15 protein-coding genes, 1 other RNA gene and 1 pseudogene are annotated in these 26,689 nt (G+C 47.8%); 11 read left to right on the top strand and 6 right to left on the bottom strand.

Features of this window, described 5'->3' with window-relative positions; genetic code table 11:
• The first annotated feature begins 229 nt into the window (after positions 1–229).
• The 7 genes from HV041_RS02560 (at position 230) to HV041_RS02530 (ending at position 18,347) form a co-directional block, all read left to right on the top strand.
• Positions 230–11,137, top strand: a complete 10,908-nt coding sequence (locus HV041_RS02560; RefSeq protein WP_182294045.1) for a BapA/Bap/LapF family large adhesin — start codon at positions 230–232, stop codon at positions 11,135–11,137.
• A 101-nt stretch (positions 11,138–11,238) separates the two neighbouring features.
• A complete protein-coding gene (locus HV041_RS02555; protein WP_048212944.1) occupies positions 11,239–12,648 on the top strand; it encodes a TolC family outer membrane protein in 1,410 nt (469 codons plus the stop codon).
• The gene (locus HV041_RS02550) at positions 12,645–14,831 is read left to right on the top strand and encodes a type I secretion system permease/ATPase (RefSeq protein ID WP_121584941.1); all 2,187 of its coding nucleotides are present in this window, start codon (positions 12,645–12,647) and stop codon (positions 14,829–14,831) included. The genes HV041_RS02555 and HV041_RS02550 overlap by 4 nt, the downstream gene beginning before the upstream one ends.
• A 7-nt stretch (positions 14,832–14,838) precedes the next feature.
• Positions 14,839–16,002: an HlyD family efflux transporter periplasmic adaptor subunit gene (locus HV041_RS02545; protein ID WP_105242216.1), complete on the top strand. Its 1,164-nt coding sequence runs from the start codon at positions 14,839–14,841 to the stop codon at positions 16,000–16,002.
• 72 nt (positions 16,003–16,074) lie between these two features.
• Positions 16,075–16,438: a transfer-messenger RNA gene (gene ssrA / locus HV041_RS02540) on the top strand.
• Between the two features lie 164 nt (positions 16,439–16,602).
• Positions 16,603–17,832, top strand: coding sequence for an integrase domain-containing protein (locus HV041_RS02535; protein WP_046275992.1), 1,230 nt, complete (start codon positions 16,603–16,605; stop codon positions 17,830–17,832).
• Positions 17,833–17,933: 101 nt separating this feature from the next.
• Positions 17,934–18,347: a hypothetical protein gene (locus tag HV041_RS02530; protein ID WP_182294044.1), complete on the top strand. Its 414-nt coding sequence runs from the start codon at positions 17,934–17,936 to the stop codon at positions 18,345–18,347.
• Here the strand turns inward: HV041_RS02530 and HV041_RS02525 are convergent.
• Positions 18,342–18,590, bottom strand: coding sequence for a hypothetical protein (locus tag HV041_RS02525; RefSeq protein ID WP_135713044.1), 249 nt, complete (start codon positions 18,588–18,590; stop codon positions 18,342–18,344). The two genes, HV041_RS02530 and HV041_RS02525, sit on opposite strands and share 6 nt — an antisense overlap.
• A 190-nt stretch (positions 18,591–18,780) precedes the next feature.
• Here HV041_RS02525 and HV041_RS02520 point away from each other — a divergent pair, with 190 nt between their 5' ends.
• The gene (locus tag HV041_RS02520; RefSeq protein WP_052733159.1) at positions 18,781–19,920 is read left to right on the top strand and encodes a DNA methyltransferase; all 1,140 of its coding nucleotides are present in this window, start codon (positions 18,781–18,783) and stop codon (positions 19,918–19,920) included.
• A 17-nt stretch (positions 19,921–19,937) separates the two neighbouring features.
• Here the strand turns inward: HV041_RS02520 and HV041_RS02515 are convergent, their stop codons facing one another.
• The 3 genes from HV041_RS02515 to HV041_RS02505 are packed head-to-tail and all read right to left on the bottom strand — an operon-like array spanning position 19,938 to position 23,048.
• Positions 19,938–20,891, bottom strand: coding sequence for a hypothetical protein (locus HV041_RS02515; protein WP_046274736.1), 954 nt, complete (start codon positions 20,889–20,891; stop codon positions 19,938–19,940).
• Complete coding sequence (locus HV041_RS02510) at positions 20,888–22,012, bottom strand: DUF3696 domain-containing protein (protein ID WP_046274737.1); 1,125 nt, start codon at positions 22,010–22,012, stop codon at positions 20,888–20,890. Before HV041_RS02510 ends, HV041_RS02515 begins: the two co-directional genes overlap by 4 nt.
• Positions 22,005–23,048: a DUF262 domain-containing protein gene (locus HV041_RS02505; protein ID WP_052733160.1), complete on the bottom strand. Its 1,044-nt coding sequence runs from the start codon at positions 23,046–23,048 to the stop codon at positions 22,005–22,007. Before HV041_RS02505 ends, HV041_RS02510 begins: the two co-directional genes overlap by 8 nt.
• Positions 23,049–23,322: 274 nt before the next feature.
• Between HV041_RS02505 and HV041_RS02500 the strand changes: the two are divergent.
• The 3 genes and pseudogenes from HV041_RS02500 to HV041_RS02490 all read left to right on the top strand — a co-directional run.
• Positions 23,323–23,703 (top strand): annotated as a pseudogene (locus HV041_RS02500) (hypothetical protein); the annotation flags it as partial.
• Between the two features lie 12 nt (positions 23,704–23,715).
• Positions 23,716–24,888 carry a relaxase/mobilization nuclease domain-containing protein gene (locus HV041_RS02495; RefSeq protein WP_046274739.1) on the top strand — a complete coding sequence of 391 codons (1,173 nt, stop codon included), beginning with the start codon at positions 23,716–23,718 and terminating at the stop codon, positions 24,886–24,888.
• 516 nt (positions 24,889–25,404) lie between these two features.
• Entirely contained in the window at positions 25,405–25,719 is a 315-nt protein-coding gene (locus tag HV041_RS02490) for a hypothetical protein (protein ID WP_000860558.1), read from the top strand.
• A gap of 50 nt (positions 25,720–25,769) precedes the next feature.
• Here the strand turns inward: HV041_RS02490 and HV041_RS02485 are convergent, their stop codons facing one another.
• Both HV041_RS02485 and HV041_RS02480 read right to left on the bottom strand, forming a co-directional pair.
• The gene (locus tag HV041_RS02485) at positions 25,770–26,198 is read right to left on the bottom strand and encodes a hypothetical protein (protein WP_046274740.1); all 429 of its coding nucleotides are present in this window, start codon (positions 26,196–26,198) and stop codon (positions 25,770–25,772) included.
• Between the two features lie 96 nt (positions 26,199–26,294).
• Positions 26,295–26,681, bottom strand: a complete 387-nt coding sequence (locus tag HV041_RS02480; protein WP_046274741.1) for a hypothetical protein — start codon at positions 26,679–26,681, stop codon at positions 26,295–26,297.
• Positions 26,682–26,689: the final 8 nt, after the last annotated feature.

Here is a 26,689-nt window from a genome sequence, read left to right as displayed (position 1 = left end):
TATAGATAATTTGCGTAATACATCCTTTCTGACTATATCATCTAATACGAAAGAACTATTCAGACTCAGAGGCCCTGACGTATTCGAAAAACAAACTGATACCTGCGTGACCTAATCAATGAAACCACATGTGCAAACTCATCTATACGATGAACGGGCACCTGTCAGCTCATTCTCCCAACACGCTATTGTGGATTAATACTCTCGGCCTGCCATCAGGAGTGAATATATGCGTCTACTCGCCGTTGTATCAAAATTGACTGGTGTTTCCACAAATATTGAAGCTTCAGAAGTCACGCTCAATTCACCTTCCATCGTGAAGCTGTCTGTTTCTCGTGAAGAAATCAGTCAGCTTACCCGCGTAAATCAGGATCTGATTGTCACACTCCGCTCTGGTGAAACTATCACAATTAAAAACTTTTACGTTGGCAAAGGTGATGAACAAAGCCAGCTCGTACTTGAAGATAGCAACGGCGCACTATGGTGGGTTCAGGATACGGATGGCGCATTCCACTATCAGCATCTGGACGATCTCACCCCATTGATGGCGAGCGAAGGCAGTCATGAAGGAGGCGCAGTTTGGCCCTGGGTTCTTGGCGGGATCGCGGTCGCTGGCGGAGTTGGCCTCGCTGCAGGTGGCGGTGGCGGTGGCGGTGGGGGGAGCGATAACAACGCCGGAAACGATAATGGTGGGAACGGCAATAGCAATGGCAATGGCAATGGCAATGGCAACGGCAACGGCGATGGCGATGGTGGCGATCCGCCGACAACAACCCCTAATATGCCAGACGTGCCCGTTATTACCAGCGTGATCGATAATCAGGAGCTGATTACAGGTCCTGTCAATCAGCAGGAATCCACCAACGATAATACGCCTACTCTTCAGGGCACTGGCCCCGCAAATGCCACCTTACATATTTTTGATAACGGTGTCGAAATAGGACAGGTCACTATCGATGCCAACGGCAACTGGACGTTTACTCCATCTTCCCCGTTCGCGGAAGGCGCTCACCAGTTTACGGTCAGCGCATCAAACAATGCGGGCAGCAGCGCAATCTCAGACAGTTGGGTCATTACCGTCGATACCACCCCACCTGCCGCCGCAGTAATTTCTTCAGTGAACCTGGAAGGCACCATGGTGACGGGTAGTGCAGAGCCCGGAAGCACTGTCACCATCATTGGCAGTAACAACCAGGTTCTGGGTTCAGCAATCGTCGGTTCAGGCGGCACCTTCACTATTGGCATATCACCCTCGCAAACACATGGTGAAACGCTGACAGCAAAGATTCAGGATGAAGCAGGCAATATCGGGCCAGATACCTCATTCAGTGCCTCAAATTCCGGTTATCCAGGCGTCCCCGTGATTGTCAGCGTTATGGATGATGTCGCGCCCTCCGTTGGGTCATTGACCAACAATCAGTCCACTAATGATGCGACCCCAACGCTTTCCGGAACAGCTGACGCCAACAGTACGGTTAAAATTTACAATAACGGGGCATATATCGACAGCGTCGTCGCCGACAGCAACGGTAGTTGGGACTGGACCTCCAGCACAAACTTGCGGGACGGCTCATACGCCTTCGCCGCTACGGCAACCAACCACCTGGGTACGGGGGGAATATCGACGGCATTCAATATCAATATCGATACTCAGCCGCCGTTATCACCAGACAATCTGAACGTATCTGCCGATGGTGCTGTCGTCACTGGTACGGCTGAACCCGGCAGTACCGTGACTATAACCGACAATAATAATCATTTAATCGGCAGTGGCGTTACCGGGCCAGATGGCTCGTTTACTATCACCATAAACCCACCACAAACCAATGGCGAAACCATAGCCGCTATCGCTACCGATCCAGCAGGAAACCCGAGTTTGCCAGAAACAGCACTCGCTCCCGATATCACCGCCCCGCTACCGCCCGCAAACCTGACAATCAATAACGCGGGCGATGAGGTTTCCGGCACGGCAGAGCCCAACAGTACCGTACATATTCTCAATCCTGGTGGCACTATCATTGGCACGACCACCGCTGATGCTGACGGAGATTTCACCGCCACACTGGTTCCGCCACAAACGAACGGCGAACATCTTGTCGCCAATGCAACGGATGCAGCAGGTAATACCAGTGATAACACAGCAGTCACCGCGCCAGACAGCACCGCCCCTGACGCACCGACAGGGGTAATTGTCGCCGGGGATGGTGGTTCAGTCAGTGGACATGCTGAAATCGGCAGCACTATCACCGTAAAAGACAGCAACGGGAATACGATTGGCGTGGGTCAGGCAGACAGCGGCGGTCACTTTGCCGTGTCGATCACCCCGTCACAAAACAATGGTGAAACGGTAAAAGTGACCGCAACGGACAGCGCAGGCAACGAAAGTCTGCCCGCTTCCGCGCTGGCTCCGGATATTACCGCGCCAGACCAACCGATTATTATTGCCGTCTTAGACGATGTTCCCGACGTCATCGGAAAAATTGATAACAACACGCTGACAAACGACGATAAACCGGAAATTAAGGGCACCGCCGAAGCGGGCTCGCAGGTAAAAATTTATGATAATGGCACCCTGCTAACCACCGTTACCGCCGATATCAATGGTAACTGGGACTACACGCCGACCACCGCGCTGAGCCAGGGCGCACACGTGTTTACGGTTACGGCAACTGATGCCGCCAACAACACCAGTAGCGCCGCCAGCTGGAAAATCATTGTCGATAGCGTCGCGCCGACCGTCCCGGTTATTACTCTGATTAGCGATGACGTCGGAACCATCACCGGTAACATCGCGAATAACAACTGGGTAACCAACGACAACACGCCGACCCTCTCCGGGACCGGCGAGCCAGGCTCGCTGGTGAACCTGTATGATAACGGTTTGCTGATGACGGTGATGCTCATCGACAAGTCAGGTACCTGGAGCTATACCGTCCCGGACAACAAGCAGCTTGCCGATCGCGACCATCATTTTACAGTATCCGCAACAGATGCCGCCGGTAACGTCGTCACCTCCCCCGTCACTGTCACCATTACCGTTGACACCCAGCCTCCTGGGGCTCCGGTCATTTCAGCCGCCACAGATGACATCGGCAATGCACCCGTTGACTTGCCTTCTGGTAGCCGTTCAAACGATAACCTGCCGTCACTGAAGGGGACCGGAGAAGTTGGCTCCACCATCACTATCTACGATGGTGCCACACCGATTGGAACGACCACCGTTGTGGCCGGAGGAAGCTGGAGTTTCCCGGTCACCCAGCCACTTAGTGAAGGCTCGCACACGTTGTCAGCTATCGCGACAGACGCGGCGGGTAACGCCAGTACCGCCGGAAGTTTCATGCTGACTGTCGATACAACACCACCCGCGGCCCCGATCATCACCTCAGCGGAAGGGCTTATTGGCATTGAAACTAAAGCACTGAGTAATGGCGGCAGCACGAAAAGCGACAACCCTAAACTGTCCGGAACAGGTGAGCCGGGTGCGACAATTACGATTTATGAGAATGGCGGCCTCGCCGGCATCACTACCGTACAGCCAGACGGCACCTGGACATTTACCCCGACCTCACTTGCCGATGGGCCGCATAAATTCACCGCCACGGCGACCGACGCGGCGGGCAACACAGGGATCCCATCGGCGGGCTTTACGCTGACGGTGGATAATCTGCCGCCAACGCAACCGCTCCCGCCCACCATTACGGACGACGTCAATCCGATAACCGGGGTCGTGACAAACGGCATGACTAACGACACCACGCCAACGTTCAGCGGCACGGGGAGTGTCGGCGATCTCATTACCCTCTATCTTAATGGCAACTCTTCGTCGCAGGGTACCGCAACGGTTGGGGCAGACGGTAGCTGGAGCTTTACACCATCAGTGCCACTTCCCCAGGATGTTTATCAGGTGACCATTACGGCGACCGATCCTGCTGGCAACGTCAGCCCGCCATCAGATGCCATCCTCCTGGAGATCGATACAACGCCCTCTGCCTCCCCTGTTATTCTTGCCGTCAATGATAATGTCGGTGGTTTCCTGGGCGATCTTGCACCTGGCGCAATAACAGATGATACGACGCCAACTATTCGCGGAACCGGCACTGACGGCGACACGATCACGCTGTACAACGGCAGTACGATTATCGGTACCACAACGGTGGTTGGCACCACCTGGAGTATTACTCCTGGGACGGCACTGGCAAACGGAAGTTATACGCTAACGGCCATTGCAACCGATGCGGCGGGGAACGCCAGTACCCCATCAAACAGCGTAGCGTTTACGGTTAGCAGCACCGTGCTGACCCTACCGCAGGTTACAGATATTGAAGATGACGCTGGCGTCATTATCGGTTCATTGACCAACGGTAGCGTCACGGATGATACCACCCCAACAATCAGCGGGACCGGTGCGCCGGGCAGTACGGTAGTCATTTTCGATGGCGGCAATCCCATTGCCGAAACCCTCGTTGCGGCGAATGGTAGCTGGAGTATTGAGATTACACTGACGGGCGATGGCCCGCACACGCTGACGTTCGGCGCCAGGGATCCCGCGGGTAATTCTCTGACGGCAGGAAACCCTGTGATGTTGATACTCGATACGCAGCCTCCTGCCGAGCCAATCGTCACCTATGTTGACCCGAACGGCACGCTGGTGAGCGGGACAGCCGAGCCGGGCAGTACCGTCATCATCAGAAATGGTACCACGGTACTGGGCCAGGGCATTGCGAACAGCGTTACAGGTGTCTACACCGTCACGATATCACCCGCACAAACTACGGGGCAGAATCTGAATGCAATCGCCCAGGATCAGGCGGGCAATAGCAGCGACCCTACGCCGTTTAACGCGGCCACTTCCAGTATTCCGCATCCGCCAACTCTCGAAATCATTGATGATGTCTCTCCCGTTACAGGAGTGATTGGCAACGGTAAATCCACCAATGACACCTCACCGCTGTTACAAGGAACCGCCACGGCAGGAGCAACGGTTACAATTTATCAGGATGGGAATGTAATCGCTACGGTTACCGCCGATGCCGTTTCCGGCGCATGGCGCTATCCATTATCCACTCCACTGACAAACGGCACGACCTACAATTTCACCGTATCGCAAACTGTAAACTCAGAACCCAGTGGGTTGTCGCCCAATTACGCCATCACTATCGATACTGCCGCCCCACAAGCACCCGCGATCACCAGTGTGATTGACGACGTGTTACCAGGTACAGGATCGTTAGATACCGGACAAATTACCAACGATGCACGCCCGACCTTCAATGGAACCGGCGAAGCGGGTGCGACTATCACCCTTTACGATAAAGGTATCGCGATTGGCACAACCACCGTGAGTGGCAGCGGATACTGGAGCTATACTCCGACAAATGGGTTGGGAGAAGGCGAGCATATCTTTACCGCACGCGCAACGGATGCGGCAGGCAACCAGGGCGATCCCTCCAACAGCTTCCGGATTATTGTCGATACGTTAATCCCAAGCGCGCCCTCTATTGTGACGGTAACGGACGACGTCGGTACCCCGCAATCCCTTACATCCGGACAGCTAACCAACGACAACACCCCAACGCTTGCTGGCGTCACCGAGGCCGATTCAGTGGTTACCATTCGCGATAATGGCGCGGTAATTGGCACAACCACCAGCGATGAAAACGGCAACTGGAGCTTTACACCGGCTCCAGCACTTAGTGAAGGCAATCATTCGTTAACCGCAACCGTCACGGATGGCGCTGGCAATATCAGCCCGGCAAGCCCACCTTTCGTTCTGGTAGTTGATACGCTGCCGCCCGCGGCGCCGAACATTACCTCGGTGATTGACGATCAACCCGGCAACACATCGCTGACTAACGGACAATTGACTAACGATGCACAACCCACGCTGAACGGCAAAGGAGAGATCGGCGCATCTATCACCATCCGCGATAAAGGCGTTGATATTGGTACAACCCAGGTTGATGAATCCGGCAACTGGAGCTTCACGCCGGATGCCCCACTGACTCAGGGGCAACACATCTTTACCGCCGTTGCCACCGACCAGGCGGGCAATATGGGTGGGGTATCTTCGTCCTTTACCCTCGAACTGGATTCTATCGCCCCACAGCCCCCCATCATTAGCACGGTGCTGGACAATACAGCGCCCACAACAGGCGCGATAACCAATGGGCAGACGACAAACGAAACACGTCCGGCACTGAGCGGCACGGGCGAAGTGGGAGCGACCATTACCGTTCTGAGCGATGGTCAACCCATTGGCACTACCACCGTGGGTGCGGGAGGTATCTGGAACTTTACCCCAACGGATGCTCTGAGCAACGGACCACATACATTGACCGTCACCGCGACCGACAGTGCAGGTAACACCAGCCTTGCGTCGAACGGCTTTGGGCTCATCGTCGATACCATATCGCCGGGTATACCCGTCATTTCTCAGGTCGCAGATGATGTCGGCCCGCTGACGGGCAATCTGAACAACGGCCAGGCCACAAATGATACGCAACCCACGCTCAGTGGTACGGCAGAAGCCAATTCCACGATCAAAATTTATGACAATGGCACCTATCTCGGTACCGCTCCGGTAGACGCCAATGGAGCCTGGAACTTCACGCCAACAGCCGGACTTGGAAATGGTAACCATGCGCTCACGGTGACCGCCACGGATGCAGCCGGAAACGTCAGTCAGTCATCCGCCGCATTTAACATCATTGTGGATACCGTTGCCCCGCTTGCCCCCACCATTATCCAGGCCGTCGATGATGTACAGCCCGGCACCGGGACTCTGTCCAGTGGAGCCTGGACCAATGACACCCGTCCGCTGCTCAGTGGCTCAACGGAAGCGAATGCCCGGGTCGCGATTTACGATAACGGCACGCTGCTGGGGACGGTAACAGCCACAATAGATGGGACGTGGGAGTATCTGCCATCCACACTGAGCAACGGCCAACATACATTCACGGCTATCGCCACAGACGCCGCAGGCAATATCGGTGCCACCTCAAGCGGATTTATTATTAATGTCGATACGACCCCACCGCCAATCCCACAACTGATCTCGGTCATAGATGACATCGCAGGGGGAGTTTTCAATACAGCGCTGAACAATGGGCAGCTAACCAACGATGCCCGCCCAACGCTCAACGGTACCGCCGAAGCCGGTAGCACTGTCAGCATCTATGACGGGAACACTCTGCTTGGTACTGCGCTGGTGCAAAGCAATAATAGCTGGACATTTACTCCGACCACGCCGCTCGCGACCGGGTCCCATACCTTCACTGTGACCGCTACCGATGCGGCAGGTAATACCAGCGGCGCAACAGCAGGTTTTACCGTGGTGGTGGACACCACAGCCCCGGCACAGCCTTCAATAAGTAGCATTATTGATGATGTTGGCCCCAACACCGGTGCGATTGGCAGCAACCAGCCCACCAATGACTCACGCCCAACCCTGAACGGATCCACAGAGGCCAACGCGCGAGTCGATATTTATGATAATGGCAGTTTTGTTATCAGCGTAACGGCTGACAGCACCGGCAACTGGAGTTACACGCCGTCCACTGCTCTGGCTCAAGGGGCTCATTCTTTTACCATCACGGCGACAGATGCGGCGGGGAATACCAGTGGATTATCGTCTGCGGCAGCCATTATGGTCGATACCATCGCACCCGGTGTTCCAACCGGGCTGGCGGTCAACGCCAATGGTACGGCGTTAACCGGCGTGGCCGAAGCGAACAGTACGGTCATTATCACCTCTGGTAGCGGAACGGTACTCGGCACCACGACAGCGAATGCTTCCGGTAACTTCACCTTTACCCTGAATCCACCGCAAATTAGTGGACAAACGCTGCTGGTTAGCGCACAGGACGCCGCAGGCAACATCGGTACGGCGGGTAACGTGCTGGCCCCGTTTACCGGCGTACCGCCTGCGCCAGTGATCTCCAGCGTATTCGATGATGTCGGCACTATCACGGGCCTGGTCACCGCTGGGAAAACCACGAATGATACCCGCCCAACACTGAGCGGAACTGCGCAGGCAAACGCCGTTATCAACCTGTATAACAACGGCACGTTGATGGGGAGCACAACCGCAGACGGGAATGGGATCTGGAGCTTTACCCCATCCGGTGCGCTCAGCGAAGGCAACCACGCGTTTACTGCCAACGCCACAAATGCCAACGGCTCGAGCGTTTTGTCTGGCTCGTTCAGCGTCATTGTGGATACCACGCCACCGCCACCTCCTACGATTCTGATCAGCGCCGATGGCGGAACAGTGAGCGGCATTGCCGAAGCCGGCAGTACGGTGACGATATCCCTGCCTGGCGGCACCAGCGTGACAGCGGTCGCCAACAGCAGTGGCGTCTACAGTGCCACCTTGCCTGTACGCCAGATTGAAGGTCAGTCGTTATCTGCAACGGCAACCGACGCGGCAGGTAACACGTCATCGCCTGCCAGCGTCATCGCGCCGGTACTCCCCCTGCTGGCTGAAGATAATGTCACCCGTTTGCCGCTACAGACTGACGTGACAATCAGCACTGAGCATCAAAGCGATTACGGTTTCCTGCTGGTGAACGCACTGGGTAATGTCGCCAACGTGCTGGGTAACGACACGGCAAGTGTTAATTTCAGCATCCAGTCTGGCGGTAGTGGCTCCATCACCATTAACGCCGCGGCGACCGGCATTGTGCTGTCACTATTAAGCTCAATGGAGATTGTTATCCAGCGCTATGACTCCTTGCTCAACACCTGGATAACCGTGGTCGATACCTCAAAACCCAATTTTGCCAGTTTGCTGACCATCGGAGCCTCTGGAGTGACGCTCAATTATGATGGGCTGACAGGCGGGGATTATCGCGTGGTCAGCTTCAACACTAACCTGCTGGCGACTGGCGCATACACCAGCCTGGACGTTGCCGTGGTGAAAACCAACGGCGGAACCATCACTGGGGGGACCACAGAATCCGGTAACATCATCACCGATACCGATCCAACTAACGGTCAAGATAACGCCCCTTCCGGCACGCTGGTCACCGCTATCACTGACGGTAACGGCAACGTCGTGAACGTCCCGGCGGGCGGCATTGATGTGCAGGGGAAATACGGCATTCTGCATATCAATCAGAATGGTAGCTACACCTATACCCTGACCAATACGTCAATCTCAGTGTATGGCCGTTCCGAAAGTTTCACTTACACGCTAACGCATGGTAGCGATCACTCCTCGGCAAAACTGGTGGTCACGCTGGGTCAGGCCCCGACCACCAGTACGGTAACGGCGGCAGACGATGTGGCTGCGCTGACTTACGGGACGCAGGTCATCGCAGTCGACAACCATCCATCACAACAAACCGGCTTCACGCTCGCCAGTGTTGGTTTGGGACAATTGCTGGATGTCAGCCTGGTCAACGGTTTGACCAACCCGATTAAATTCAACGTTGATGACGGTGCGACCCGAACGATAACGGTTCAGGCCAGCGTACTTGGCGTAACGCTGGGCGGCTTTGATCTCTATGTCTACCGCTTCAACGAGTCTATTCAGCAGTATGAGCAGTACCGGGTACAACCGAACTGGGTAACCGCCCTACTGAGCGGCAATTCACCGGCGTATACCATTACGCTGCCGGGCGGTGACTATCTGTTCCTGCTTAACGCTTCCGGCGGCCTGACGCTGCTGACCAGCTATACCCTGAATATTCAGGCCGATCACACCTACGCCGTCGACAGCCTGAGTGCGGCAACCAATGGAAATCTGCTGACCAACGACTCGGCTCCGGCTAATACCGTTATCACCGAAGTGAACGGTGTCGCCGTTAACGCAACGGGCACTACCACCATTAACGGACAGTACGGCACGCTGACTATTGATGCAAAAGGGAACTACACCTACACGCTGAAAAGCGGACTGGGTGCAGACGGTATCAGCACACCGGACAGTTTCGTCTATACGGTCAAAGCCCCCAATGGCGATACAGGAAGCGCCTCGCTGAACATTACGGCGACCCCGCAAGCGCTGGACGCAGTAAATGACGTCAGCAGCATGATGGCGGTAAGTACCATTCAGGACTCTGCGGCATATGGAAGTGGCGCGCTGGGCACCGCGACAATTCCGACGCTGGGGAGCAAAGCAACCGGTACAGGTTCGTTTGATATCGCAACAAATGACGTACTGAAAGGCGCCACGCTCAACTTCAGCATCGGCACACTTATCACCGTCGGTACGCTGGGCGTAACCTGGACAATCACCGGTCCTGACGGATTCTCGCTTTCTGGCTCTGTACCCGCCAGCTCTATCAGCCTGTTAGGCAGTTCAATTGCCGTCTCGCTGGGTAATGCTGAGCTAGCCGCTGGTCATTACAGCATCAGCTTCACAGGAACAATGGGGGGACTGGCCGTTGGCAACGTCAGCATTACGCCAAACGTCACGGGTACGACATGGCATCTCAATACCTGGGACGTTAACACCACGACGGTGAATGGCAATATTTTTGATGGCAGTGATGCCGCTGGCGCGCACGATCAGCTCTCAACCGTCCATACCCAGCTCACTGTCACCGGTTTTAACGGCAGTACCGCCACCCTCAATCCGGCCGGCAGCGCCAGTAGCGCAACCATTCAGGGTCATTATGGTTCACTGACCATGAACCTGGATGGTTCATACATCTACACGCTGAAGCCGGGTACAACCGTAGCGTCGATAATCAGCAAAGAGACCTTTACCTATACGCTGAACGACCAAAACGGGCACACGGACACCGCTACGCTGACCATCAATATGAACCCGCAGATGGCAAGCACCGCACAGCATGACGTGATCACCGGATCGGTCTACGGCGATACGCTGATTTATCACCTGCTCAATGCCAACGACGCTACCGGCGGTAACGGGACTGCGGACAACTGGACCAACTTTTCACTGGCTCAGGGCGACAAAATCGACATCGGCGACCTGCTGGTAGGCTGGAACGGACAAAATGCCACGCTCGGCAACTACCTCACAGTGACCACCAGCGGTAACAACACCATCGTGTCCATTGATCGCGACGGTACAGGCAACACGTACCACACCACTAACCTCGTAACGCTGGAGAACGTACACACCACGCTCGATGAGCTGATCCAACAAAATCACATTGTGACCTGAAACGAACGCCATACCGCTATAACGATATAACAACAGCCCCGGATGCCATGACGTCCGGGGCAATAACAATCGTCACTGCCCTATTTTGCAAGGGATAAACTATGAGAAATGTCGCCCCTGTTGCTGTACTGCTGGCATTAACGTTTTGTTCCGTTCGTGCGAATGCCGAAGATGAACCGCAAATTATTACGCCGGAAGGGCTGGCAACCAGTCAGATGCTTCCCTCTCTGGATGGTTCTGTGGCCGATCTACCGCTAAGCGTTGCCGCTCCCGGAAGCCTGACGCTTAACGACGCGGTGAGTCGCGCCGTGAGCTGGCATCCTTCTATTCGTGAATCCATTGGCAAACTGCTCTCGCAAAATGAGCAGATAGACGTGGCGAAAGCGAAATATTACCCGCAAGTTACAGCCGGAATGAACAACGGCTACAGCAATACCTACACTGACCATGGCTTCAGCCCTGCACTGGTCATTTCGGTGTCACAAATGCTGTATGACTTCGGCAAAGTCGCCAGCCAGGTGCGCGCCGAAACCGCCGGTTCAGCGCAGCAACAGGCAAACGTGTTACTCAGCATCGATACTGTCGCTCACGCTACCGCCAATGCCATCGTCCAGGTTCAGACATGGCAACAGATGGTGGATGCCGCCGAAGAGCAACTGGTCGCGCTAAACGGTATTGGTCGACTGACCAGAGAACGTAATGATGAAGGGGCGACCTCGCTGTCAGACGTAGTGCAAACCGATGCGCGTATCGAGTCCGCACGTTCTCAACTGGCGCAATATCAGGCCAATCTCGACAGTAGCAAAGCGACATTGATGAGCTATCTCGGCTGGAACTCGCTTAACGGCATCAGCAATGAGTTTCCGGTAAAACTGGACAGCAGTTGCGATGTGGTAAAACCGGAGGATAAGTTAGTTCCTGCAGTGCTGGCGGCCTGGGCGCAGGCGAACGTCGCGCAGGCCAACCTTGATTACGCCAACGCGCAGATGACGCCAACCATTTCCCTGGAGCCATCTGTTCAGCACTATCTCAACGACAAATACCCCAGCCATGAGGTGCTCGACAAAACGCAGTACTCAGCGTGGGTAAAAGTCGAAATGCCGCTGTATCAGGGAGGCGGGCTCACCGCCCGACGCAACGCCGCCAGCCACGCGGTAGAGTCCGCACAGTACTCTATTCAGCGCACCCGACTCGAAGTACGACAGAAATTACTGGAATCCCGCAGCCAGGCAATGAGTCTCGCGACTGCATTGCAGATCCTGCGCCGCCAGCAGCGGCTGAGCGAACAAACGCGCGAACTGTATCAACAGCAGTATCTGGATCTCGGCTCACGCCCATTACTTGATGTTCTTAACGCCGAACAGGAGGTGTATCAGGCCCGTTTTGCCGAACTCCAGACCCAAAGCCAGCTTCGCCAGCTACAACTGAACTGCCTCTACAACACCGGATCATTGCGCCAGGCGTTCGCCTTAAATAACCGCAGCATTCAATCGGTGGAGATCCAGCTATGAGCGACGTCGAGCCTGTTGTTGAAGATGCTATTGGCGAACCCACCCTGAGCCAGTGGGCGCAGGCAATGACGCATATTGCCAGCCACTACCGCGTTGCCTGTTCGCCTGGTGCTATTCAGGCTAACGCCCCGTGGTTTGAGGGGAAAAGCAAAACCCTTGCTTTGACGCAATTAGCGCGCCAGGCGGGACTTTCCTTTCATATGCTGGATACCGCAAAGCAGGTACTTAACCAATGGCGTTTACCGGTGGTGGCGGAACTGCACGACGGCCAAATCATGGTGATCGAACATTTTAACGGTGAAGATGCCCTGGATGTTTTTATCATCGCCGACGAGGGACAACGCAACCGGCTGGCAGTGGCTGAGCTTCTGCCAGAAATCCATACTATCACCGCACTGCGCCCGTTATCGGCGTTAAAAGACGGTCGGGTTGATCGCTATATTTCGCGCTTTAGACCCGACTGGATACGCGAGCTGGTTTTACAAGATATCCGCCCTTACCTGCCGGTCATGATTGCCGCCTTTCTGATTAACGTCCTGTCGCTCGCCGGGATTATTTTTTCGATGCAGGTCTATGACCGGGTGATCCCCGCCCAGTCTTATCCAACGCTGTATGTTCTCTCTACCGGTGTTCTGGTCGCGGTGCTGTTTGGCTTTTTGCTGCGCGAAGCGCGTACCCACATCATGGACCTGCTCGGCAAACGCGCCGATATGCGCATTTCCGATCGCGTGTTTAGCCACGCATTGCGGCTACGCAACAGCGCCGTCCCCCGCTCAACGGGGAGCTTTATTTCTCAACTGCGCGAGCTGGAACAGGTTCGTGAGATGATCACCTCTTCGACCATGTCGACCATTGTCGATCTGCCGTTTTTCTTTCTGTTTATTGTCGTACTGGCGTGCATTGCTCCACCGCTGGCGTGGATAGCCCCCGTCGCCGCCATTCTGATGATTCTGCCGGGTCTGTTATTACAAAAAAAACTGGCGGTGCTTGCTAACCAGGCCGCACATGAATCCACTCTGCGCAACGCGGTGCTGGTCGAGAGCGTTCAGGGGCTGGAAGACATCAAGCTGATGCAGGCGGAAAACCGCTTTTTACAGCAATGGAACAGCTATATCCGCATTACTGGAGAGTCCGGGTTACGCACACGCAAGCTTACTCAGGGGCTGATCGGCTGGGGGATGTCAGTACAAAGCCTGGTTTACGCCGCCATCATTATGTTTGGTGCGCCGATGGTTATTGAAGGCACGATGACCACCGGGGCCGTGGTGGCGGCTTCAATGCTCGGTTCCAGAATGATCGCCCCGATGGCTAACCTGTGTGGTGTGCTGGCCCGCTGGCAGCAGGTCAAAGCAGCCAAAATGGGGCTGGACAGCATTATGCAACTTCCCACCGAGACGCAGCACGATGAAGACCGGGTACACCAGGAGATTTTTCACGGCCATTATCTGTTTGAGAACGCACACTTTCGCTACCACAGCGACGATCAGCGCGTTCCGCTGCGCATCTCGCGTCTGGAGGTCATGCCCGGCGAACGGGTGGCGATCCTCGGGCGTAACGGCGCCGGAAAATCAACGCTGCTACAGGCCATGGCGGGTGGCGTGGAGATTATCCAGGGCGATGTCCGGCTCGATAACCTGAGCCTGGCGCAGATCGATATGGCCGATTTACGTCGCAACATCGGTTTTCTCAGCCAGAATGCGCGGCTGTTTTTCGGCACTCTGCGCGAGAACCTGACCCTAGGCGCACCGCATGCCAGCGACGCGCAGATCTTCGACGCGCTGGAGGTCAGCGGCGCGGCGGCTTTCGTTAAACAGCTCGCCAAAGGGCTGGCGCACCCCATTATGGAAGGCGGCAACGGTCTGTCCGGCGGCCAACGGCAGTCGATCCTGCTGGCAAGAATGCTGCTACGCTCACCCAATATTGTCCTGCTCGACGAACCCAGCGCCTCGCTGGATGAACATACCGAACGGGAGTTTATTCAGCGCCTGAACCTGTGGCTGGGCAACCGCACATTGATTGTTGCAACCCATCGCGTACCGGTTCTGGAACTGGTCGAACGCGTGGTGGTGCTCAAAGAAGGTCAACTGGTCATGGATGCCCCGAAAGCGCAGGCGTTGAATGCGAGCCGGGCACCAGCCCCTACTCACGGTCGGGAGTGGAAAAATGAAAACCAATCCGCATGACGCCGCCATGGACGATCTCGATATCCGCCGGGAACACCGTTTTTCCGGGGCCAGCCGCATTATTCTGCTCAGCACGCTGCTGTTTGCAGTCCTGGGGATCTGGGCATATTTCGGCAAGCTGGATGAAGTCTCGACGGGCAGCGGGAAAGTGATCCCCAGCTCGCGCGAACAGGTATTGCAGTCGCTTGACGGAGGGATCCTCGCCGAACTCAGCGTGCACGAAGGAGATAAAGTTCAGGCCAACCAGATTGTCGCCCGCCTCGACCCAACGCGTTCGGAGTCCAACGTGGGTGAAAGCGCCGCCCGCTATCGCGCATCTTTAGCGTCAAGCGCCAGACTGAATGCCGAAGTCAACGATTTGCCGCTAACGTTCCCCAGCTCGCTGCAGGCCTGGCCGGATCTTATCGCCTCTGAAACGCGGCTGTATAAAAGCCGTCGCGCGCAGCTTGCTGATTCTATGGTGGAACTGCAGGATGCGCTGGTCTCGGTAAATAAAGAGCTGGCCATTACCCAACGGCTGGAGAAAAGCGGTGCCGCCAGCCACGTAGAAGTGCTGCGCCTGCAACGACAAAAAAGCGATCTTGGACTCAAAATAACCGATCTGCGCTCGCAATATTACGTGCAGGCGCGTGAAGCGCTGTCGAAGGCCAACGCCGAGGTAGATATGCTGGCGGCTATCTTAAAAGGTCGCGAAGACTCCGTCACCCGCCTGACCGTTCGCGCCCCGATGCGCGGTATCGTAAAAAACATCCAGGTCACCACGATTGGCGGCGTGATCCCTCCTAACGGCGAAATGATGGAGATTGTCCCGGTAGACGATCATTTGCTGATTGAAACCCGCCTGTCACCGCGCGATATCGCGTTTATCCACCCCGGACAGCGGGCGCTGGTGAAGATTACTGCCTATGACTACGCCATTTACGGAGGGCTGGAGGGCGTGGTCGAAACCATCTCCCCGGACACCATTCAGGACAAAGTGAAACCGGAAATTTTCTACTACCGCGTGTTTATCCGTACCCATCAGGACTTCTTGCAGAACAAGCTGGGACGCCATTTTTCTATCGTACCGGGCATGATTGCCACTGTGGATATAAAAACAGGTGAAAAAACCATCGTCGACTATTTAATCAAACCATTTAATCGTGCAAAAGAAGCACTGCGCGAGCGGTAAATCCTTGCGGTTAAAGGGTTGTGGGGGCTGGTCACGCGTGTCACAAGTCTGTTATACTTGTTCTAACACATTGGGGCTGATTCTGGATTCGACGGGATTCGCGAAACCCAAGGTGCATGCCGAGGGGCGGTTGGCCTCGTAAAAAGCCGCAAAAAAATAGTCGCAAACGACGAAAACTACGCTTTAGCAGCTTAATAACCTGCTCTGAGCCCTCTCTCCCTAGCTTCCGCTCTTAAGACGGGGATCAAAGAGAGGTCAAACCCAAAAGAGATCGCGTGGATGCCCTGCCTGGGGTTGAAGCGTTAAAACTAATCAGGCTAGTCTGGTAGTGGCGTGTCTGTCCGCAGGTGCCAGGCGAATGTAAAGACTGACTAAGCATGTAGTACCGAGGATGTAGGAATTTCGGACGCGGGTTCAACTCCCGCCAGCTCCACCACTTTTTAGTTGTTTGAAGTACAATGAAGTCTACTAAGCCCGCACAGCACAAGCTCTGCGGGCTTTTTTACGTCTATTGTCGTCCAGTGAGAATTGCTGAGAACTACGAGTTATGGCACCCTGAATGGGACCCACTAAGAAGGGTCCAAAAATCGAGGGTCCCAAATGGCAAAAATCGCTAAGAAGCTCACTGACACTGAAATCAAAAGCACCAAGCCAGCCGATAAAGAAATCAACTTGTTTGACGGTGATGGTTTGATTCTACGAATCGCTCCTTTGGCGAAAGGAGGCAAGAAAAATTGGTATTTCAGGTATGCAGTACCAGTGAGCAAGAAAAGAACCAAAATGAGCCTTGGGACATATCCTCACCTTACCCTTGCAAGAGCCAGAGCCTTACGTGATGAATATCTCTCCTTTCTGGCAAATGGTATAGACCCCCAAGTTCATAACACTCAAAAAGCCAATGCACTGAAAGATGCCACGGAACATACATTTCAAGCAGTAGCCAAGAAGTGGCTTGATGAGAAAGTCAAAACGTCAGGCATCTCCCAGGATCATGCTAACGACATCTGGCGAAGCCTAGAGAGAAATATCTTCCCAACGTTGGGTGATACCCCCATTAAGGAGATTCGCCCTAAAATGCTTAAACAGCATTTAGACCCCATAGAAAAACGAGGTGTCCTTGAAACACTTCGCCGCATCATATCCCGCCTGAATGAAATTTTCCGCTATGCAGCAACTGAGGAACTTATCGAATTCAATCCGGCTGACAACCTGGGGCAACGGTTCAGTAAGCCTAAAAAACAGAATATGCCAGCATTACCCCCTTCTGAACTCCCCCGCTTCCTATTGGTGCTAAACAATGCTTCTGTCCGTTTGGAGACACGACTGCTGATTGAATGGCAGTTGCTGACCTGGGTTCGTCCAGGGGAAGCCGTTCGTGCGAGATGGGCCGATATAGATACTGACAACTCAATGTGGAACATCCCCGCTGAATTTATGAAAATGAAGAAGCCTCACAAAGTTCCACTAAGCAAAGAAGCTTTGCGAGTCTTGGTTTCAATGAAAGCCATCAGCGGGCATAGAGAGTGGGTTTTCCCCAGTATCAAAGCTCCACTCAATCACATGCATGAACAAACAGCTAATGCGGCCATAATCCGTATGGGCTTTGGGGGAGAACTTGTAGCCCATGGAATGAGATCTATTGCACGAACGGCCGCAGAGGAGTCGGGTAAGTTCAGGACAGATGTCTTAGAAGCGGCCCTTGCTCACTCGAAGAAAGATGAAATAATTGCCGCATACAATCGCGCAGATTATCTCGCAGAACGAGTGGTTCTCATGCAGTGGTGGAGTGATTACGTTTTGTCTCAAAAATATAAAGCTCACGTGGCATGAGTCTGACAAAATTCACATATAATTTTAGCATCTGTGTCATAATAGTTAAAGTATCAGCCTGTCAGTTTTATGCCATATGAAAAATCATAAAGGATATTATTATGTTAATACCGCCAAAGTTATTTATTATAGAAGTTTATGGATTGAAACATATTTTTGAAAAGGAACCTATTTATCTTATTTTTAGGGAGTCAGATGGTATAATTCTCAGCTATAACTATGATCTTCAAGGGGCATCTTCGAGACTTAAATTTTTATTAGAGAAAAGCAACTGCATTCCCGATGACTTTATAAGCAATGGGATAAAAAATGAACACATTGATGAGATGTTCAGATTTGTTGTTCCTGGATATGCCACTTACTCATTAAAGACAAATGAAGTCAACTTCAAAAGTTTTTATTTACAACAAAAAGGAAATGAAACTATTGCTTTATTTTTAAAACCTCTGATAGAGAAAAAGACACTTGCAAATATTATTACAAAAAAAAGCAAAGAAGATAATACACCATCATGATAATTCTATATTAATCAACACTCTTTCTTTTTGTAATAACTCTTCCGCTTTGAATTGGAATACGACTAATTTCCCTTTCTCTAAAGGGAAATTAGAACTCCCTTCATACAGATAAAAGCCAACAAACCCATTCAAATGTTGTATCTTCAATTTATAAATTGTTTTTTCTTTACTTCCCTGAAGTATTTTTCTACACTCGTCAATATATCCTGAACCAAACCAAAGATTATCATTAATTTCCATAAAACCTCCCATTTATTTTTATAATAATGCTTAAATATATATTGTCAATATTAGAACAAATAAAGAATACTTAATAAAATCGCCTACTATATAACACCACAATTAATATTAAAGCATGTTATAGCGGAAAATCATTATATATGGTACAATTGTAGATCTGTTTAACGAAGTCAACATTTTTAAGAAGAATATGAATGCAATTGCCCAAGAACTGTTAGATATCAACAAAAAGATAAGGAGTAATCTTTTCAAATGGAACGGGCAATTTTCCCCTCAGTTCATTGAGGCATTGTTGAAAAACTACTCAAAGACTGGTGATGTCGTTCTTGATCCTTTCTCAGGAAGCGGAACTGTATTGTATGAATCATCAAAACTTAATTTAGCAACAATAGGTTGTGATATTAATCCGTCAGCCTGCAAAATCTCCAACATTTATAAATTTAGCAATTTAGAATATTGCAATAGAAAAGTTATTGTCGATAAATTCTCTTCGTTAATAGAACCTGTCTTACAAGAAATTACAGATGAAAACATTTTTGAATATAGTAAAAAAATAATTGATTTAATCGATATCAAAGATGATTTTTTAAAAATCATGGTTGAAGGATATTTAATCCTATCAGATGTCCATCCTCATAACACATGTAAAAGCAATCTTATCAAACTTTTAGATGACTACATTCAAGTTGTCCTAGAATTACCTTACAACAGCAATGAGGTGCAATGTTATCAGGCTGATTGCCGACAATTACCTTTAGCTGAAAACACCGTAAGCTTGGTAATAACTTCACCTCCCTATATAAATGTTTTTAATTATCACCAACAATATCGAAAAAATGTTGAAGCTTTGGGCTATGATGTTCTAAAAATAGCCAAGTCGGAAATTGGGTCTAATAGAAAATTTCGTCCAAATAGATTCTACACTGTTTTTCAATATATTTTTGACATATCAAAATGCTTAGAAGAAATTAGTCGAGTCAGCAAGAGAGATGCGAGAATCATTTTCATTGTAGGGAAAGTCTCCAATGTTTTAGGAATGAAAATCAATAACGGTGAGATAGTTAAAGAAATAGCTATCGCGATGGGTTTTACTATCCCTTTCATTCAAGAACGTTCATTCAAAAATAAATTTGGTAAAATAATAACTGAAGAAATAATTAACATTCAAAATACCAAAATTCATACACATACAATTAGTTCTTTAGAGGCTATTGGCAGAGAACATCTGTCAAGAGTTTCGAAGGAAGCAAAAGAAGAACGAATTCAAGAGTTAATCATAAAGGCTATAAAAAATTCAGAGAACATTCCTTTGTCTCCAATTTTTGAATAATTAAAATCAATATTAACCTAATTGAAACGTACAGTGCGTAAGTGATTCCCTAAGTATGCCAAGAAGATCTTACGCTCATCAGAAATACCACCAATATAACCTCTAATACTATCCGTTATATTAAAATGGAGCCTATATTGTTGTGATGCTCCAACATGATTCCTAAACATTCTCTCATCACCATATTGTTGCATAGTTGAGTTAGATTCATCTTTGAGCATTACACCTTTCTCAATTATATGGGAACGCCTTATTTCACCAACCCTCCAATTATTAACACAATAATCATGAAGACATAAAGTAATTTCATAAATTTTATTTAATATACCTAAATTACTTCCAGTTCTCATTATAAAATCAATTGCACATTGGGATAAAATTACTGAACCACAATCACTTTCAAGTCGTTCCAAAAGCTGTTCAGGAGTTAAAATATCATCATTTTCGATTAATTCGACAACCCAAGAATTTTTGTAATTTTCTGTCTCTAACTCTCCAAGATTTAAAACTTCGACAGCCGATGAACTCCACTCACCGTTGTTATCTAATTCTTTTTTTAACATCTCTATATTGAATTTATCCCATTCATCCGATGAAGGGATTGAGAAGAGAGCATGATTTAGCGAGTAAGCGTATGCTCCCCCAATAGATTGATCTTCATTGAAAAATAATTCATGCTCCAAAGCCTCTTCTTGTAACTCTTCCAAAAAAGGAGTTTCTTGTATTGTCGCTAATAATACGCCTTGATTATCCACTTCAAGGCCAGAGTCATTAATATGGTCAAGAAGAGTTTGTCCATCTTTACATGGTTGCCTTAACACAGAAGAATGATATGCAATTTTTAGTTTTTGGTCATTCCTAAGTAGTTTATTAAACGATACAATTCTGTTGAAATATTTTTTTACACACGTAGAATTATCTAAGTCCAATATCGAAAGCTCATTGAAAGGAAATATACTATCTTTGTTCATTGTTGAGCCCTTAAAATGTGATTCAGTGATTTAGTCCATTCATCAAAAAAGCCATTAGGCCAAAAATCAAATTTTGCATTCTCATCCAATTTTGGCGATAGAATGTTTGTATGAGAGGATATATCATTTTCAGAATCTACCATCTCAAAGAAATAAAAATTAACATCATTTGGAACAATAAATCCAGTAACTACCGATTTTCTAATTCCGTTGATTACATGATCACTATGAGTTTCTACTATGACCTGAACACCATCACTTGCTGTCTTAGAAAATAACTCACCTAACTTTGACTGTCCTTGCGGGTGTAGATGAGCTTCAGGAGTATCAATAATTAACAAATCTCCTTTTTCAGCTTTCAAACATTGTACAATTACGGGTAGCACGTAACTAATTCCAAAACCAACATTTGTGCTTCTATAATTATTAGAGATTCCTAATTTTCTTTCAAATGAATAATTTAAACCAACCAAATCTGTCCCATCTATATAGTCGGTGTTTAAAGAGATGTTCGGACATATATCTTGCAACCATTTAATGGTATTTTCAATTAAGGTACTATTAACAGCATTTAAGTGAAGCCTTTCTTGGATATCAATTGATTGCTTACCAAAAATGTTCAAATAATGATATACAAATTCACCGGATATACCAATATCTCTAAGATTTCTTACTTTATAATCATTTTTTTCCTGTAGAACAGTTGGCCCCATTCTATTTGCTTGCAGATAATGAATATGATCGAAAAAGTTACTAACTTCAACTTTATTATGTATTGCATTTTCAATCTGCAAATAATCTAAGCCAAACTCTTCTAAATCCAAATCAAAGGAATACAAAAATTCTTTTTTATCAATTTCTAAAACCAACTCTATTTTTTGATCTTCTGCCCCTTCATGGAAAACGTCCTGTACTTTCCCAAGCTGGCAATAATTATTATTTAAATTGATAACATTATAGTCGGATGACTGATAATCATAATAAGATTTTAGTAGCAACAATGATTGAATAACAGAAGACTTTCCTGAACCATTTATACCAGACAAAACATTCAATTTGGTAAACGAAAGTTTAGCAGAGTCGAAACTTTTAAAGTTTTTTAATTTATATGAGTTAATCATTTATCAATTCCTGTATTTTAGACATCAACATATTGTGACGTGTTCTCATTGATTCTGGCTTTCGTGAAGAAATTGCAAAATTAAATTTACTATCATCTTGTAGCCTATCGAACAGCTCTAAAACTTCGCCTTTTCTTTCAACCAGAAGTTTACGTTGTGTCTTAGTAATGTTCAGTATGACTGCCATCCATGTTTCAAAAATGTTCTTATTAATAGGTTTCTTTCTTTGAGGTTGAGATGATTTTTTCCTAAAAACCATATCTCCAAAAATTTTTATTAAATCATTGATGGAATTTTTGAATTTAGCTTTAACCTTATTGATTTCATCTTCATCAAGTTCATTTATTTTTTTCATTGCTTCATCAAGGTAATCTTCGATTTTCATTTCGAAAATAGCATCTACGTCTAAAAGTAGATAACCTAATGCTCTAAGAACCAAAGCATTGAGTTCCATTCTGTCATTATCTGTTCCCCAAAACTCGGAGATAATCCTCCAATCGGCTAACTCATTCAATAAAATAGTAGGTTTTCCATCATTCAAAGCATGTCTGATTTCTTGAGGTGTTAAAGGTGTCCCACCAGTATTAATTCTTTTAAAAATGTTGAACTTAACATTATCTGGAGTTCCTTGATTTATAAAAACAATGGTAACTTCAGTTTCCTCAATTCGTCTAATAAATGATCTTGGGAGTTCATCATATGAAAGGCCTTCAAAAGAGGTTGTATATTCAAGACCACTTAACCTGAGAGTTTTGTCAACTAAAAACTCTTTTAGTGCAGTAATCCTTTGAAGACCATCGATTATTTTCCATTGATCTTCGTCAGTAGCATCAATGTAAAATACAGGAATAGGGATTCTAACCAATAATGATTCAATCAAACGACTTTTATTATCGTTATTCCAAACACTCTTACGTTGGTATGTAGGCGTCAATATTTCATTGTGTCTTACACGGCTCATAAGGGTATAAATAGACTGGACTTTTGAATCCATTCTTATCTTTGAAGGGTCGAACGGTGCAATTATTTCATCCATTTCTTAGCCCACAATGGAAAAATTCATATAAGCAATTATATCACAAATGTATGTTGCGTAAAATAAAAGTTTAGTTCTTATCAAACTATAAGCAAGGGCTAACTCATCGAAGCTCCGCTTCTTTGAGTTCCCTTGTTTTTCGCCCTTCGGTTGAAAAAGAAAGTCAAACTCCAACCTAACTCATTGACATGAATGATATTCCACTATAAATATATAATGTGTAGCAAAGGAATTGCTCATTTTAAAGCGAATATACATATGAAAAGGAGTTTATATGAGACAAATAATAACATTGTCGTATACAAATAATTTTAAGCCAGTCAACGATAATAAATCTCAATCACTGCGAATACACTGTGTCAGTGTACGATTAAATAAAGAAGAGTTAGAGCTTCTCAATGCAAGCCGTGGTGATAAACGCAAAGGTGAATGGCTTCGCATGGCATCACTTCAAAAGCTACCTCCGGCCATTCCAACGATTAATTTAGAAGCATGGCAATCACTGTCTGATATATCTCAAAAGCTAAATCGTCTAATAAGCCACCTTGATACTAAAAGCAGTAATAGTGAATTAACGAAAACAGAGATCTTCGCTGTCAAGAAACAGATCAAAGAGCTTCGATCATGTCTTACAGCTTCTGATCCGTCTGTAAGGTAGTTTTTTCGCATGAAGGGAATGCAGAAGATCAAAAGGGGGAAAAGCTTCTCAGGTGTGGTTCTCTATGTGTTAAAGCCAGGCTCACACCATAGAACCGTTCCAGAAGTAATTGGTGGCAACATGACAGGTGATTGCTCACAAGAGTTAATCGACGAATTTAACCTTACGAAAGAGCTTCGTTCAGATGTGGCAAAACCTGTTTGGCACAATTCACTTCGATTACCCCAGGGAGAATCTCTTACCAACGAACAATGGAAACGTATTGCTGACGATTACATGAAACGAATGGGATTCAGTGATACCCATCTCCGTTGCTATGTCTTACATGACGACGAAGGCCAGCATATACACATTATCGCCAGCAGAATCGACATAGCCGGTGGGAAGCTCTACTTAGGTAGGAACGAAAATCTTATAAGCACACGGATCATCAGTGAACTTGAAATCACTCATAACCTGACAGTGACCATGACAGCACCAAAGCAACCGAAGCGAAGAAAGGTTTCCCGCAATGAACAGATGCTTTCAGAACGGACTGGCCTTCCTTCCCCCAAAGAAGCTCTCCAACAGATACTTGATAAAAGTTTGGCAGATACACCTGACCTTATAACCTTCACAAAACGACTGGAAGAAGCCGAAGTCGGCTGGACGGCGAATGTCGCAAGCACAGGAAAAATGAACGGCTTCTCATTCTCTTACCGAGATATAGCTTTCAAAGCTTCGCAGTTAGGCAAGAGTTACTCCTGGGCAAATCTTAGTAACCGTCTTAACTATAACCCCGGCCACTTAGAAGCTCTGCGAATCGACATACCTTCAAAGGAAGTTTCTCAAGCTCCCATGCCAATACCTGTTCCTGTTCCTGCTCCTGCTCCTGCTCCTGCTCCTGCTCCTGCAACAGTTTTAAGAACCACTAAGAGAAAGGAAAGTATCAGTGAAAAACTTGCTGAACTCGAACTGCAACTCAGAGAAGACAAACGAAACGAGATTGTAGAAAAGATTCTCCAAAAGAATGAGGTTAACCAGCAAAAGCATCTCAGGCTTATCGGCTGGCTTCCATTTCTTAGAAGGCTTGCAGAGCTTCTCCGAAGCTATGGTAAGAGCATTCTTCACAAGCCCCTCCCTGGATTCTCAAATCTCTATGTAACCCGACCTTTACATAAAGAAAGGAAAATTCATTTATAAACATAATCTTACCGCTTATCCCTGACAGCAATATCGTTTGGGTAGTGGTTAATTTAGGATAAGTCAACAATAAATTGATCGTTATTACAGATCAATAACATAATTATGATAGATTTTACCTATCAAGAAACTTTCATCGATCGGTACAAGTGATTTTACTTTGGTCAGCCAGCCATCGAGAATCCCTACAAACACGCAGTAAATCTTCCACCCTGGGGTTGCTATGAAAAACGAAACAATTAAGTGCCCGTTCTGCTTCAAAGAGAGCCAGTTTGGTGTCCGGGTTTGTACCGGCTGTCATTCAACCATCAAATATGGCGAAGTTTCACCCTGGTTATCGTTGTTCATAGGATTTATTTTATTAGCCATTGCCTACATCATACTTTATATAAGTCAAAGTTTTTTAGTAGCTTTCGTTATTTTGCTGGTTTTAATGATTTCTACAAGATTGTATATTCGTAAAAAATTTGCACATAGAGCAATTTTCACGCACCAACATTAATAAAGTGATTTAAAATGAAAACATATGCTATCATAACAATCATTCTTTCAACTTTTTTATTAACAGCCTGTAATTCTGAACCTTCCGATAAAGACATCTATAATGTATTCAAAAGTGTTGTAGATAGAGCAAACGCAAGTAGGAAAGCTTTTGATTCAAGAGTTTCAGAAAAAGACCTTCTAAGAATCGACTATGTGAAGAAAGTAAGTTGTTCAGAAGAAGCAAATAATGTATATAACTGCATTGTAGATGCTTCTATTAGCAACAATAAACAGACAAAGCCAATCAAATTAGTTAAAGCTGATGGTGTATGGAAAGAAGTTCAGTAGTAGCCTATATAAAGAAGTCTTTTTGCCCCTGCTTAGGGGCTTTTTATTACCTATAATCTGACGGTTCTTGTGCGAACTGCTTCATGGGTTAGCTCGTTCTCGATAACCTTAACTTCATATTGTGCCCTGACAGTAGCATAGATTTCCTCTGCTTTTTCTTGATTGTTATCTATGTAATTAACAAGCGAGTTTAGCTCTCTTAGAACCCCTTCTTTGTTATTTAATCGTTGTAGTAGATTGCTTGTCAGGCTTTTGTATACTGAGCTAAACATAGCCATTATGTTATCAATATTACGATTGGATTTGGAATAAATCATTTTAGGATAGAAATACTTTAAATGATAGCCAACAAAAAGTAGATATAGTTGGTATGAGAAACTTTTATCGCCTGGCTGGTATCTTTTTGAGATATACTTATCGATGATAATGATAAGTTGCTCTTCCAGAGTAAATTCTGGATTGATGTTGCTTTTGTCCATAAAATGCATCCTTGCATTAGTTAAATAGTCTTCCTGACCATATATTTATATTTATCGCATTTATTTAACTTGTCAATAGGTGTAACCTATCAAATATTATTTTTTATTAAATGGCCTATTCAACTGTTCCATAGTTAGACCGTGTCTGTAAGCATTGTACTGCCAATAGCTAAATTGCTCTTTGTATCTATTGTTCTGTTTTTTCAACATTTCATTTTCGGCTTTAAGATTTAATATTTGTTGTGCCGCAATTGTTAAATTGGCTGGTTTCTTTAAGCCTGACTTTTTCAAATTGGACAAATTTTTCTTTGTTCTATATGCTTTAACAACTTCATCATGAGCACTTAAAGATTGCCTTGTGATAGTTCTGTTTAAATTCTTATAAACTGATTCACATAAATCACTCCATGTGATTTTGCCGTCCCAAGTCAGTATAATGTGTTTAATTGCCTTTATTTCACTCCTGTTTAAATGTTTTGCCATATGCATCT

It is taken from the genome of Citrobacter sp. RHBSTW-00029 (assembly GCF_014104295.1).
GTDB lineage: Bacteria > Pseudomonadota > Gammaproteobacteria > Enterobacterales > Enterobacteriaceae > Citrobacter > Citrobacter youngae.
Note: the sequence above shows the minus strand (reverse complement) of the source record. Positions and strands in the feature narration are given on the sequence as shown.

Coding starts and splice junctions, on each gene's coding strand:
- HV041_RS02495 (WP_046274739.1), top strand. CDS start 23,716: ATGAAGGGAATGCAGAAGATCAAAAGGGGGAAAAGCTTCTCAGGTGTG.
- HV041_RS02555 (WP_048212944.1), top strand. CDS start 11,239: ATGAGAAATGTCGCCCCTGTTGCTGTACTGCTGGCATTAACGTTTTGT.
- HV041_RS02535 (WP_046275992.1), top strand. CDS start 16,603: ATGGCAAAAATCGCTAAGAAGCTCACTGACACTGAAATCAAAAGCACC.
- HV041_RS02520 (WP_052733159.1), top strand. CDS start 18,781: ATGAATGCAATTGCCCAAGAACTGTTAGATATCAACAAAAAGATAAGG.
- HV041_RS02490 (WP_000860558.1), top strand. CDS start 25,405: ATGAAAACATATGCTATCATAACAATCATTCTTTCAACTTTTTTATTA.
- HV041_RS02485 (WP_046274740.1), bottom strand. CDS start 26,198: ATGGACAAAAGCAACATCAATCCAGAATTTACTCTGGAAGAGCAACTT.
- HV041_RS02510 (WP_046274737.1), bottom strand. CDS start 22,012: ATGATTAACTCATATAAATTAAAAAACTTTAAAAGTTTCGACTCTGCT.
- HV041_RS02480 (WP_046274741.1), bottom strand. CDS start 26,681: ATGGCAAAACATTTAAACAGGAGTGAAATAAAGGCAATTAAACACATT.
- HV041_RS02505 (WP_052733160.1), bottom strand. CDS start 23,048: ATGGATGAAATAATTGCACCGTTCGACCCTTCAAAGATAAGAATGGAT.
- HV041_RS02525 (WP_135713044.1), bottom strand. CDS start 18,590: ATGGAAATTAATGATAATCTTTGGTTTGGTTCAGGATATATTGACGAG.
- HV041_RS02530 (WP_182294044.1), top strand. CDS start 17,934: ATGTTAATACCGCCAAAGTTATTTATTATAGAAGTTTATGGATTGAAA.
- HV041_RS02545 (WP_105242216.1), top strand. CDS start 14,839: ATGGACGATCTCGATATCCGCCGGGAACACCGTTTTTCCGGGGCCAGC.
- HV041_RS02550 (WP_121584941.1), top strand. CDS start 12,645: ATGAGCGACGTCGAGCCTGTTGTTGAAGATGCTATTGGCGAACCCACC.
- HV041_RS02560 (WP_182294045.1), top strand. CDS start 230: ATGCGTCTACTCGCCGTTGTATCAAAATTGACTGGTGTTTCCACAAAT.
- HV041_RS02515 (WP_046274736.1), bottom strand. CDS start 20,891: ATGAACAAAGATAGTATATTTCCTTTCAATGAGCTTTCGATATTGGAC.